The following is an 11,837-nucleotide window of genomic DNA, read 5'->3' on the forward strand; positions in this document are numbered from 1 at the left end:
CAGTTCGGTAGTGTACGAACGATGGCTGAAGATAAAACCGGTGCAAGACTCGTCGCTCAGGCGCCGCTTACACGAGCTGCCGGATGTCGATTCGCGGCACGGCGAACGGGTCACAACCCTTGAAGCTGGAAACGCGTTTGGCATCCGTCGTAAACGCCCACTCGAAACCACTCAACCGCGCCAAGGATTTTATGAGCCGATTGGATCGCCCGTAGGGATACGAAAAATGATGAACCTTGTGTCCTAGAACGTCTTCTAGTCTCTGCTTCGACATCGACATCTCTTGAAACGCCGGCCAAGGAAGTCGACGCGTGAGCACGGGATGCTCGTGCGTGTGGGCGCCGATGGTAATCAACGGGTGGCGGTCGAGAGAGGCGATCTCTTCCCAAGACAGAAACGGTACGGTCTGGAAGTGTTCGCGGTCGTAGCCGTTGGCATCGGCCAGACGGTTCATGTACGCCTCCCGCTGCGAATGAGAAACGGGTTTCAACGGCTTACGAAGCGTTTGATACAAAGCCTCTTTCGATTTTAGCGTCGCGATCTCGATGAGGTCTTCCTCCGTTTCGCGCGTCTTCTCGGGCACGTGTAGCGTACGGCGGGAACGAATCACCTCGGCAAGTTCCAGTTCGTACGGGTAGATGTCTCCATCGATAAACCCGGTCGTAACGAAGATTAGCGCCGGCGCATCATATTCCTCAAGGACCGGCAGAGCATTGGTGAGATTGTTTCGATAGCCGTCGTCAAACGTTAGGAGATAGCCGGCGCCATCGCGACGACGACGAGGCATCTCTGCCGGCGAGAGGGAAGTCCAGCTCTTCCGTTTTGTGAGATAGGAGCGTAGTTGATGTGGTGTTACCGAGTGATCCTCCTTCGGGCCTAGTCGTACCCTGTCGTCCGGCAAGACGTGATGGAGCATGCAGACTTCGACCATTCCGTTCCTTAAGCCCTTGTCATCTAAATCAGCGGTGTGCCGGAAGCCCGGCAGTACCGGGTACGGGTGAATCCGACGCCTGAGACCCGCGCAGACATCTTTGACCATTTCCGGAAAAGAAGATCTACGCGTTCATGGGCTGCTCTTTTTCCGACAGATCTATTGACCGGAGCAAGTTCTAATCCTGGACAGCGATCGCCTCCGATAGCGTCTCGTCTCGAGAAAAAAAGAGAACGGTTGGCTCCGTCCGACTCATCCGAGAGGATTGGAAAGGGGTGAGGGCATCCTCCGGAGAAGCGCGGTGCGTACGATACTCACCGATCTCGAAGAGTGTATACCCTCCCGCTGCGAGAAGGTGATCGACGATCTGTAGCGGATCTACGCCAAACGTCTCGATCTTTATCGGATGAACCTCTAAAATGATCTCCGGCGCGTGCGACTCCACGAGATTCGTCATATGAGGGACAGCTATCGCTTCGGCTCCCTCGATATCCATCTTGATCAGGTTCGGCGTTGCACCCGTCTGCTCCCAGTAGTGATCGATCGTTGTAGTGGGTATTTGGAGCGCAAGACCGGTCCGGTCCGCGAGCGAGGACGGGCGAAGCCGGTTGGTGGACGGGTTGCTTTCCTGATCAGCCCTAAAGCGCGCGAACCCACCCACTTCATCCGAACATGCCACACATGTTAGGCACACCGGGCCTGCCGTTGGATTCTTATCGACAGACGCGCGAACGAGTGGAATCAGGTCGGGATCCATCTCGAACGCGTGCACGCCCCCTTGAGAGCCGTTACAAACGTTTGCGGCAAGGACGGTGAAGAACCCGAGGTTGGCTCCAACGTCGTAAAAAATCGATGATGGGTTGAGACGCGAAGCAATCAATCGCGCTACCGGGGGCTCATGAAGCCTGCGACCGCTTGCATATCTCGGGTAGAACCAACGTTTCGCCACAGGAGACCGGGTCGCGAACGTCAATTCGAGTCCCTCCCTCCTGATGACGAGCTCACGCTTCCAGGTGGTCAGGGCGGACCGAACGAATCTGTATGCCTTCCGGGAGAAACGCCCGAGGTTGGCTGAGTTCATGGTCATGTCCTTCGCCAAATTGCCAGGTCGATATCGAGAAGCCGTTCGAGACGACGAATCTCCGGCTCACAGAGCTGAAGAAGATCGGCTCGTAGAGAAGCCGGAATGCCCCGCTCGTATTCCGCTCGATTCTGAAGAACCGATCCTATGACCGGAGCGTCTTCCAGTCGCTGCGCAACGTCGTCGAGACGCAAGGCACGTGCCGTGTCTTCGAGGTTCGACTGGACGGCCATCTTCTTCATCCGATTCCACACTCGGTTCGTAATCGTGCGCCGCCCGCCCGCTTCGTTGGACTTCTTGTGGAGCCAGGATGGGCGGAACGACGAATCAACGCCCGCAAAACGAAAGATATCTCGCAGGAACGCCTCTTCATCATCCACGAGCGTATCAAATCTCACACACAGCAACTGCTCGCGGTCGAAGTATCTTAGGTACCGCTGGATGTGCTCCGCGTAAAAGCCAGGCTCCATCCAATTCGCGTAGAGATCGTAGCTTTCGAGAACCTCTGCGAATTCGAACGCGATCTTCCCTTTTTTCTTCTCGTGCCAGTAGTGCGAGTAGGCACGATCGATCGGGTTACGAAGGCACACGATGAGTTTTGCCTTCGGGCTATCGGTGCGTATCCGCCGGGGCGCCCAGGTGGAGCGAATGTAGGTCATCGTCGGATCCAGGAGGATCTGCTCGTCACTGGCACCACGGTAGAACTCCTTATACCACTTCGGTCCCCGATGATAATGAATGTCGTAGTAGTGAATAGCATGAGATGTCGGAGCAAAGATCTCCGGGTGCTCGTTTAGGCATCGATGCACCCATGTCGTAGCAGTCTTCTGCGGCCCTATGTGGAAGAGATCAACCGGTCTCATTGTTGTACGCGCATGTCTTGAAAGAGACGGGCGAGCGACCCCGCCAGCGATTCAAAAAACGGGTATTCTTTTACGACGACGACGGCAATCACAGAGGCCAGTACAGCCGCTGCCGTCCACGCGGGAACCACATGATTCGCCGCAAGAAGAAGGCTCGAGATAGCTATCGCCGTGCTTCCGGCAAGCCACCACGAGTAGGTCTCTCGCTGGTCAATCCGCCTGATCAAATAGACGGCAAAGAGGTTCGTACACAGGAAAGAAATGAGCATCGCAAGCGCAGCGCCCTTCCCGCCCATCACTGGAATCAAGACGTAATTAAGCCCAACGTTTATCAGTAATACCGAGGCCGTCGTCACGAGCGTCCATCCTGCGTACCCCGCAATGTTCAAATAGCCTCCGCTCATACCAAAGCTCACGTGCATGACGTAGGTGGCAACGAGAGTAAGCAGTATCGGGTACGCCGTCGTATACTCGCCAAACCAACCGAGCACCGTTTCGCCAAAGACCACGAGCGCGATCCCGCCGACGAGCGAGAAGGTAAAAGCGACAATACGACTTTGATGATATTCTTCGACGATTGAGGACCCGTCATCCTGGCTGAGAAATTTCCCAATTCGCGGCGTGAGGATGAGGTTCATCAACTGGTGGGCGATGAGTAGCGTGATTGAGAGCCGCGCAGCCACGACGTATCCCGCGGTTGCAGCGCTCGTCGCAATGGCTCCCATCATGAGGATGTCCGACCGCTTCACACTCAGGCTCAGGCTTCGTGTAAACATGAGCTTAAGTGCGTACTTCAGGTCCCAAACCGACAGCACGCCCTTTACGCTAAACGGGTTCAGGGGCGTTGTCACGTACCACCCCAACAGGGGAATCAATTCTCCAACGACAACCGCCACAACCACTCCTTCCGGCGTACTCCAAAACACCCAGGCTGCGACCAGACCGAGCGTGCGCGAAAGCGCTGGCGCCATCTGTCCATAGTAAAGCGATTCTGCCACGAGCTGGCGTCCGCGGTACCAGTTTCGGTAGATCTCCGTCGATACCCGTATTGGAATAAGGAACGCCAGCGTGGCGATCCAGAAAGACAGTTCAGGCTTGCCCGTGAGAGCGGCGATCGAGGGTGCGATGTAGGCGACACCGACAGCCGTTCCGATGCTTAATAGCAAACTCCATCCCAGCAGAGCTCCCGCCACGCTTTTTCCCGCTAACACCCCCGGTTCTGCATCGATGCGTGAGATCCGATACATGGCTACGTATTGCAGCCCGCCCGAACCCAGAATCAGAAGCATACTGGTCAGCGCGAGTGCGAACTCGTAGTCCCCGTATCCTTCGGCCAGCAAGATCCGGTTGAGCACCCAGATGGCAGCGAACCCGCACAGATTCGTGACCGCCTGCGAAATAAGGCCAGCGCCCGAACTCTTCAGGTACGTAGCGATTTTTTCATCTATGGCCATACATACCCGGAACCTACTCAATCATCGAGACACCATGAACGGGTTACCATCTCGTTGATGGACCCTGACAGTCTATCCGCTCTGATCTGCGGACGTCACTCCACTGATACACCGCTTTCCTCCTTCATCACCGCAACATTAGTTCTCTTTTGGGCCCGTCGAGGGTTTGTCTAGAAACGGTACCCTCGTGGTAATCCAAGAGGGCAGTTCAAGAGACTGTTTGATCTCAGTCAGTTTTTCCCGCTCGCTGTCGCCGTCCTCGGCCGTCTGGAAGTAGGTGTTCAGAAGCGCGCCGAGGACGCCGAATATACTCCCGGCAAGAAGAGACAGAACGAGAATGAACCCCGTTCGCGGGGCGCTTCGCTTTGTTGGAGCGACCGGATGCTCAACAACTGTCACCACAGGCTGTTGCCGCTGCAAGTTAAACCTTGTCTGCGTGACCTGACTCTGAAGTTCGCTGTATAGCTGTTCTTTGAAACTAACCTGCTGCTGCAGCCGATCGCGCTGGAAGCGGAGAGTGGCGGTCGTCGGGTTCTGGTTTCGCTCTAAGAACTGGGCGAGCCGATCTTCCGCTTGCTTCAATTCCGACTCTACCTGGTTGAAGCGTTCTTCGGCGAACGAGAGTTGCTGTCGAATCTTTTCGGTTCGTAGCGTGCGAACACGGGAGGTGAGGTGCTGCACGAAGCTTCGAGCCAGGTCGGCCGACAGATCGGGACCCATGGCAGTTACCGATATGGTCATCAATCCGCTCTCCGGGTTGACGGAGGCGGACAACATTTCGCTGACCGCCTTGATCGCCTCATGCTCTTCTTTGCTGAGGACCACGTCACCCTCCAGGTCTACGGCCGCTGTCGTGTCGTCCGGTGAACCACGAAGCGCACCGACGACAGTCCACGGAAGCTCAAGCGTGTATTTTAAGACCGTTTCCAAGGCTCCGGGAGGCCGGTTGACGTATTCAACAAACGTCATTGGGCGCTCGACATCGGGAAATGTATAGGTCTCCTCAACGACTGCATGACGGACCTCGCGGCTCCGAAGGACATCAAGATACGCAGATGGCGATAGACCGCTGCTCGCCGCCCCCAGGTTGATCCCAAGACCACGCAACGTCGATACCCCCCCGGAGAGAACCGACGGGGACGACTCGACCTGCTCGCGGACGACGGTCGCGCTGGAGGTATATTGATCCGTCGACAGAACGACGTACGCAACGCCCACAAAGACAAACGCTGCCACCGTCCAGGTGATCAATGTTCGGTTCCGTACGAGAACAAGAATGAGATCGAGAAGCGACACCTCATTCTCATCGCGAGCGGCCGATCGGTCGGTTTCTCCGTTCATCGAAGAGGAAGATGGGCGTTCACCAGAGTGATTTGATTGTGGGCTCATTGCGATGCCGGGAGAAGAAGATCAATGAAGGAAAAACTGCCCCAGGAGGCCTCAGACCCCTTCTGAAAGAAACGGCAGCCCTCATGAATATACAGATGATGGAAAGGGATCATGATCCCCCCCTCCGATCATCTTCGTGCACGGTCAGCACCTTCGTTACCTCCTCCAAGTCGGAAGCAACCATCTCCTCCGCCGTTTCCGACAGGTCGTAGCGCGGCGCCCAACCAAGCGCCTCGCGCGCCTTACCGGCGTCACCGAGCAACATATCCACCTCGGTCGGGCGGTAGTAGCGAGGATCGATCTCCACTATGCAGTCGCCGGTCTCGGCGTTGTAGCCTTTCTCGTCGACGCCCTCCCCCTCCCAGGCGACGTCAATATCCGCGGCCGCAAACGCCATGTCGACAAAGTCACGCACGGAAGTGGTGGTGCCGGTTGCCAGGACGAGATCACGCGCCTCATCCTGCTGAAGCATCAGCCACATACCTTCGACGTAGTCCTTGGCGTGGCCCCAGTCGCGCTTGGCGTCCAGGTTGCCGAGATACACTTTCTCCTGCGTCCCCAGCTTGATGCGCGCCACAGCCCGCGTAATCTTGCGCGTCACGAACGTCTCCCCCCGTCGCGGGCTCTCGTGGTTGAAGAGGATGCCGTTGCACGCGTACATGTCGTACGCCTCGCGGTAGTTGACGGTGATCCAGTACGCGTAGAGCTTGGCTGCGGCGTACGGACTCCGCGGGTAGAACGGCGTCGTCTCGCTCTGCGGCGTCTCCTGCACCTTCCCGTAGAGCTCGGAGGTGGAGGCCTGGTAGAAGCGCGTCTCTTCCTCCATGTCGAGAATTCGGATCGCCTCGAGCAGGCGTAGGGTCCCGAGCGCGTCGACGTTCGCGGTGTATTCCGGCGAGTCGAAGCTGACCTGCACGTGGCTCTGCGCCGCGAGGTTGTAGATCTCGTGCGGCTGTGTCTCCTGCACGATCCGAATCAGATTCGTGGCGTCGGTCATGTCACCGTAGTGAAGGAAAAACCGCACTTCCTCCTTGTGCGGATCCTGGTACAGGTGATCAATCCGGTCCGTGTTAAACTGGCTGGCCCGGCGCTTGATACCATGAACTTCGTACCCCTTCTCGAGAAGCAGTTCGGCAAGATACGACCCGTCCTGACCCGTCACACCAGTGATGAGCGCACGTTTGCGATCGGCAGGCCGATCATCGGGAATTTTACTGGTGATCTCTTTCTTACTCATCAAGAGACGGTGCGTCTAGAGGTGATAGAAGAATTCCCGAGCGACATCAGATACATCAAATCGATGTCGGCTCGCATTACGCTTCAAGGTGCGTTCCAGAGATGACTCGGTCCCACCCGCTTGAGCTTCGTGAGACACTCTTCACGCGTTCCTCTGCAATCTAACGAAATCACGGCCTCCGTGGTGTGTCCTTCGACCTGTTTTACGGTCCTTACGCGTGTACGATGTCGTCTTCGTGCTCCCGGTACCAATCGTACACGTCCTGGATGCCCTCGCGCAGGCCGGTTTCCGCCTCCCAGCCGAGCTTCTGCATCCGCGACACGTCGACGAGTTTGCGCGGGGTGCCGTCGGGCTTGGACTCGTCATACTCGATGCTCGCGTTGCTCCCGGTCACGTCGCGAATCAGCCCCGCAAGGTTGCTGATCGAAATGTCTTCGCCTACGCCGACGTTGAGCATCCCGTCCGGGGCCACCTCACGGATCCGGTCTTCCGATGTCTCGAGCACAAAGCGCACGGCATCGGCCAGATCCTGACTGTGCAGAAATTCGCGCTTGGGCGTGCCTGTCCCCCACAGCGTGACGGTGTCGTCGGGATCAGGCGCTTCGTGAAACTTGCGGAGCAGAGCGGGCAGGACGTGGCTGGTCTCAAGGTCGAAGTTGTCCTCCGGACCGTACAGGTTCGTCGGCATCAACGTGATCATGTCGTCGCCATGCTGGCGGTGATATGCCTCACACAGCTTGTGACCGGCGATCTTAGCAATCGCATACCACTCGTTCGTCGGTTCGAGTTCGCCGGTGAGCAGATGGTCTTCCATCATCGGCTGCGGCGCGTGCTTCGGATAGATGCACGTGCTTCCGAGAAAGACGAGACGATCGACGCCAACCCGGTGGGCGGCCTCGATGACGTTCGCCTCGATGGCGAGATTATCGTACAGAAAATCCGCCGGATACCGGTCGTTCGCCATAATGCCACCAACACGGGCCGCAGCAACGACCACGACGTCCGGCGCCTCAGCCTCCATGAATGAGCGTGTGGCCCGCTGGTCCCGCAAGTCCACCTCATCGCTCGCTTTCCCGATCAGATTCGAGTAACCGGCATTCTCCAGTACCGACCACACGGCGGAACCGACCATGCCGCGATGCCCGGCAACATAGATCTTCTGCGATGAACTCGAAAGACGCATGAGCACGTTGTCAAGGTGGGTGGTCGCTTCTATTCGAATGCTCGCCCCGCGAGCACAATGATGGTCAACGCGCTTGACAGAATGCCAGTGACGTCACGAATCGTGTTGCCGATATCGATCGGTTCTTTCTCTTCCTGCTCGGGCTCTTTTACGACGCGAATGATGGCACCATCATCGACCTGCGGCGTTCGCCGAAACCAGCCTGTACGGACCCGGAACGTCGCCCCGGACGCCTGGGTGAGAAAAACGGCCTCTGTGTCGTCGCGGAGACCGCCCGCACGCTCCAGGTAGTACTCGACGCGGCGCCCCGGCTCGAATCGGACCAGCCCCTCATTCGCAACGTTGCCGCGAATGGCGATGGTATTGGGGCGCGGGGGGAGGACGATCTCGTCGCCCGGTTGAAGAATAACGTCGTCATCCTCGTCCCCACTGATCGCATCATCCATTTCAACGATGACCTGCTCATCCCCCCGAATCAAACGGCCTCCGCGGAGATACCCCGTCGGCAACACGCCTCCCGCTCGTTGCAGCACGTTGCTGAGTCGTTCGTTATCACGCAGGAGCGTATACTCGCCCGGGTACCGAACCTCACCTCGGATCACGACAGTTTCCTGAGGTTGAAACGTCGGATCGGTCCGCACGAAGACGCGATCTCGGTGGCGCAACCGAAACTCGTCGGCCTCGGCCAGCACACGGGCCGTGTCGGCTCGCGTCTGCAGGTCGAATGTGACTTGATTCGCTTCTGCCTCCGGCCCGGCAAGCGGAATCCGAATCGTGCGAGCCCGCTCTCCGGTTTCGTCATTCGTGCGCACCATTCGCGTCACTTCCACCTCAAGTAGCGAGGCCCCCTCCTCAAACCCATTCGCCTGAAGGATGATATCCTTGAGCGTCAGGTTGTCTCGGAATTTGTACTCGCCCGGCTCTTTCACTGCTCCCTCGATGTTGACGAAGCGCTCCTCGAGGCGTGTGACACGAGCGGGGAAGATGCGGATCTCATCTTCGGGACGGAGCGAGAGGGAGGCCTGCCCCTCCCCTGCCAGTGCATCGCCGAGGTGAAAGGGAATCACGCGCTCCTCGCTTCCGTCATCCGACACACGATAAAGGTCCGCACGGCCGAGGAAGACGCCTTTCAGGTATTCGTCGTCGGCCAGCCCTCCCCCGAGGAATAGCAGATCGCGGATGGTCATGTCCTCCCGATACATGTAATCGCCGGGCTCCCGAACCTGGCCGGAGATGCTCACGAACCGCTCTGCCTCCATCTCACGAATGGACGCCACGTGGAGACTGTCACCCGGTCTCAAGACCACATTTTCGGTAGGCACATCATCCATCGCCTCGCCCAGGTCGATCGACTGCACGGCCGACTTCAGGTCGTCCTGCACGCGGACGAGCGATGCTCGGTCGAGGTAGGCATCCCCCGTCAGCCCGTCCGCCTTACCAACAAGATCGCGGACCGTCCTAACATCGGTGCCCAGTTCGTAGCGACCCGGCTGAAAGACGGCTCCTGTGACTTCGACGGCGTTGATGCGCGTGGCAATCACCCGATCGTCGGCCTCCCGGATGCTGTACACCCGAACGCGGTCGCCATCGGACATTGGCACGTCGATCTCTCCCTTACGCGCGGCCTGCAGGTCAAAGTCGACAATCTCGCGCGCTACGGACGGGTCCTCACGCTCGTCGTAGGGCACGACCCGGTCTACGGTGAATCGGTTGACGTAGGCTTCTGCTTTCAATCCGCCGGAGTATCCGAGCAGGTCACTAAACGTCTCGTTCTCCGTCAACTCGTAGTACGCCGGGCGTTTAATCGCGCCGGTGATCGCAACGGTCTCCCCCCGCGGCGGCACGAACACGTAGTCGTTGTTCTGCAGACTGACGTTATCCGGGCTGTATCCTTCCAGAAGGTAATCGTAAAGGTCGACCGTGGCCACGATCTCTCCCTCCCGAATCACCTTGATGTTGCGGAGAGACCCGCTTTTCATCGGCCCACCCACGCTGTAGAGCGCGTTGAAGACGGTCGAGTACGCGCTGAGCGTATATCCACCGGGCTGTGCAACTTCCCCGAGAACGAAGACCTTCACCGGCTGCACGCGCGTCACCGTGAGGTCCATGAAGACGGAGGGCGGCTCACTCGTCAGCCCCGAATAGCTCCGCGACAGCCACATTTTCATCTCGCGCCGAAGATCCTCCAGCCGGCGTCCGGCTACGGTGAACTGTCCGACATTCGGTACCGTGACGCGTCCCTGGTCATCCACCTGCAGGTCGTACTGAAATTCCGCGCCGCCCCAGACGGTCAGGCGAAGCTCGTCGCTGGGGCCGATCACGTAGCCGGGGTCGACGGGACCGCGGGAACTGGGAAGAAAAGCCTGCGGGATGGTTCGAAACGCGTCGTAGCCGAAATACTGAAGCGAATCCTTTTTCGCTCGCGTCGTGTCCTGCTCCGGCAATTCCCCTTCTGGAAAGATCGTCAGCGTACGACCGGTAGACAACGTGACGGTCGTATCCTGCGTGGATGCCTCCACGAACAGCGTCCAGGTACCGGACGTTGTGTCCCGAGGGATGGTAATCGTTCCGCCCCAGGTACCGTCCAACACAGAGCCCTGCCGGCGCTGCGGGTTCTGTACCGCGCTCGTATCGCCTCCGGCGGTCAGGAAGAACGGCCGGACCTCTCGGATCAGCGCGCTGCTACGCACGGGAACGGACACGTCGATCTCACGAGGCAGCTGTTCGACACCGATGCTGTCCGGTTCGATCTCGGGCGTTCCGCCAAGGACGGGATATGCCGGTACTCTGGACGTGTCGGTCGACATGTCGAAGCGAGTGCTCTCTTGTGCCTGCTCCGGTTGGACCGCTCGCACGATGGCCTGGATCTGGGATTCGGGAATGCCAAGCTCCCGCGCGCGGCGGATCGCCTGCTGGGGGTTGCTGAGATCGATCCCGAGCTGTTCGGCCCGTCGCCGCGCTTCTTCCACGGTCATGCCCCGGCGATCCAGCTCGCGCTGAACTTCTTCCGGCACCTCCTGCTGTGGCACTTGAGCCTGCACCTGCAACGGCATCCCCCACCCGATCGCGGTGATCAACGAGAGAAGAAGTATGATGCGCTTCAACATGGTAAACGGCGTGACGAGACGGGGGCGTAATCCAGTGGCGCGACCGGCGTAGAATCGGCAGGTGCCAATCGCGCGATACAGTTCAGGCGGTGGAACGGGGCACGTTGCATCAACAGCATCCCGGCGTACATCTGAGAGGTCGGCGCGAAACGATGAGCCGACGTGGGACGCGGCGCAACACGGGACGGAACGACGCGGTGTCCGAAAGGAGGGGTATCACATCTGAAAACCGATCGGAGGCGACGAACGCCTCACAGATACCACACTGTTTGGTACGTGCTGTAACGGAAAATAGCGAATGATCGCGTCGCGATACCTTTCAACTTTCTCAAATTTTCGCCCTGCAACGCCTGCATCACCGACGGGGTCCAGATGGTGCGGCACGCGCAATGTCCAGCAGGTATTGCCCGTACGCATTATTGGACATGCTCTCGCCCAGTCGCTCGAGATCCGACCGGTCGATCCAGCCCTTCCGCCAGGCGATCTCTTCCGGACAGCTAACCTTCAGCCCCTGCCGCGCCTCGATCGTCTGCACAAAGTTCGACGCCTGAAGAAGCGATGCGTGCGTTCCCGTGTCGAGCCAGGCAAACCC

At 58.6% G+C, this 11,837-nt stretch carries 8 protein-coding genes and 1 pseudogene; all 9 read right to left on the bottom strand.

The features are described from left to right. Positions 1-67: 67 nt before the first annotated feature. The gene (locus ACFCU0_RS12795) at positions 68-1,039 is read right to left on the bottom strand and encodes a polysaccharide deacetylase family protein (RefSeq protein WP_434974068.1); all 972 of its coding nucleotides are present in this window, start codon (positions 1,037-1,039) and stop codon (positions 68-70) included. Positions 1,040-1,109: 70 nt separating this feature from the next. Next, entirely contained in the window at positions 1,110-2,018 is a 909-nt protein-coding gene (locus ACFCU0_RS12800) for an FkbM family methyltransferase (RefSeq protein WP_434974069.1), read from the bottom strand. Continuing rightward, positions 2,015-2,875, bottom strand: a complete 861-nt coding sequence (locus ACFCU0_RS12805) for a sulfotransferase domain-containing protein (RefSeq protein ID WP_434974070.1) — start codon at positions 2,873-2,875, stop codon at positions 2,015-2,017. Before ACFCU0_RS12805 ends, ACFCU0_RS12800 begins: the two co-directional genes overlap by 4 nt. After that, on the bottom strand, positions 2,872-4,329 hold the full coding sequence (locus tag ACFCU0_RS12810) for an oligosaccharide flippase family protein (protein ID WP_434974071.1): 1,458 nt from the start codon (positions 4,327-4,329) through the stop codon (positions 2,872-2,874). Before ACFCU0_RS12810 ends, ACFCU0_RS12805 begins: the two co-directional genes overlap by 4 nt. A gap of 138 nt (positions 4,330-4,467) precedes the next feature. Continuing rightward, a complete protein-coding gene (locus ACFCU0_RS12815; RefSeq protein WP_434974072.1) occupies positions 4,468-5,670 on the bottom strand; it encodes a Wzz/FepE/Etk N-terminal domain-containing protein in 1,203 nt (400 codons plus the stop codon). A 157-nt stretch (positions 5,671-5,827) separates the two neighbouring features. Continuing rightward, positions 5,828-6,955: a GDP-mannose 4,6-dehydratase gene (gene gmd, locus ACFCU0_RS12820; RefSeq protein ID WP_434974073.1), complete on the bottom strand. Its 1,128-nt coding sequence runs from the start codon at positions 6,953-6,955 to the stop codon at positions 5,828-5,830. Positions 6,956-7,166: 211 nt separating this feature from the next. Then, a complete protein-coding gene (locus tag ACFCU0_RS12825; protein WP_434974074.1) occupies positions 7,167-8,138 on the bottom strand; it encodes a GDP-L-fucose synthase family protein in 972 nt (323 codons plus the stop codon). Between the two features lie 29 nt (positions 8,139-8,167). Continuing rightward, the gene (locus ACFCU0_RS12830) at positions 8,168-11,245 is read right to left on the bottom strand and encodes an SLBB domain-containing protein (protein WP_434974075.1); all 3,078 of its coding nucleotides are present in this window, start codon (positions 11,243-11,245) and stop codon (positions 8,168-8,170) included. Positions 11,246-11,600: 355 nt separating this feature from the next. Next, positions 11,601-11,837, bottom strand: a pseudogene (locus ACFCU0_RS12835) (glucose-1-phosphate thymidylyltransferase); the annotation flags it as partial.

The organism is Longibacter sp., assembly GCF_051155795.1.
Lineage (GTDB): Bacteria > Bacteroidota > Rhodothermia > Rhodothermales > Salinibacteraceae > Longibacter.

What these genes read in the sequence shown, in the direction of transcription:
- ACFCU0_RS12810 (WP_434974071.1), bottom strand. Translation starts at nt 4,329, where the DNA reads ATGGCCATAGATGAAAAAATCGCTACGTACCTGAAGAGTTCGGGCGCT.
- ACFCU0_RS12800 (WP_434974069.1), bottom strand. Translation starts at nt 2,018, where the DNA reads ATGACCATGAACTCAGCCAACCTCGGGCGTTTCTCCCGGAAGGCATAC.
- ACFCU0_RS12805 (WP_434974070.1), bottom strand. Translation starts at nt 2,875, where the DNA reads ATGAGACCGGTTGATCTCTTCCACATAGGGCCGCAGAAGACTGCTACG.
- ACFCU0_RS12815 (WP_434974072.1), bottom strand. Translation starts at nt 5,670, where the DNA reads ATGAACGGAGAAACCGACCGATCGGCCGCTCGCGATGAGAATGAGGTG.
- ACFCU0_RS12830 (WP_434974075.1), bottom strand. Translation starts at nt 11,245, where the DNA reads ATGTTGAAGCGCATCATACTTCTTCTCTCGTTGATCACCGCGATCGGG.
- ACFCU0_RS12825 (WP_434974074.1), bottom strand. Translation starts at nt 8,138, where the DNA reads ATGCGTCTTTCGAGTTCATCGCAGAAGATCTATGTTGCCGGGCATCGC.
- gmd (WP_434974073.1), bottom strand. Translation starts at nt 6,955, where the DNA reads ATGAGTAAGAAAGAGATCACCAGTAAAATTCCCGATGATCGGCCTGCC.
- ACFCU0_RS12795 (WP_434974068.1), bottom strand. Translation starts at nt 1,039, where the DNA reads ATGGTCAAAGATGTCTGCGCGGGTCTCAGGCGTCGGATTCACCCGTAC.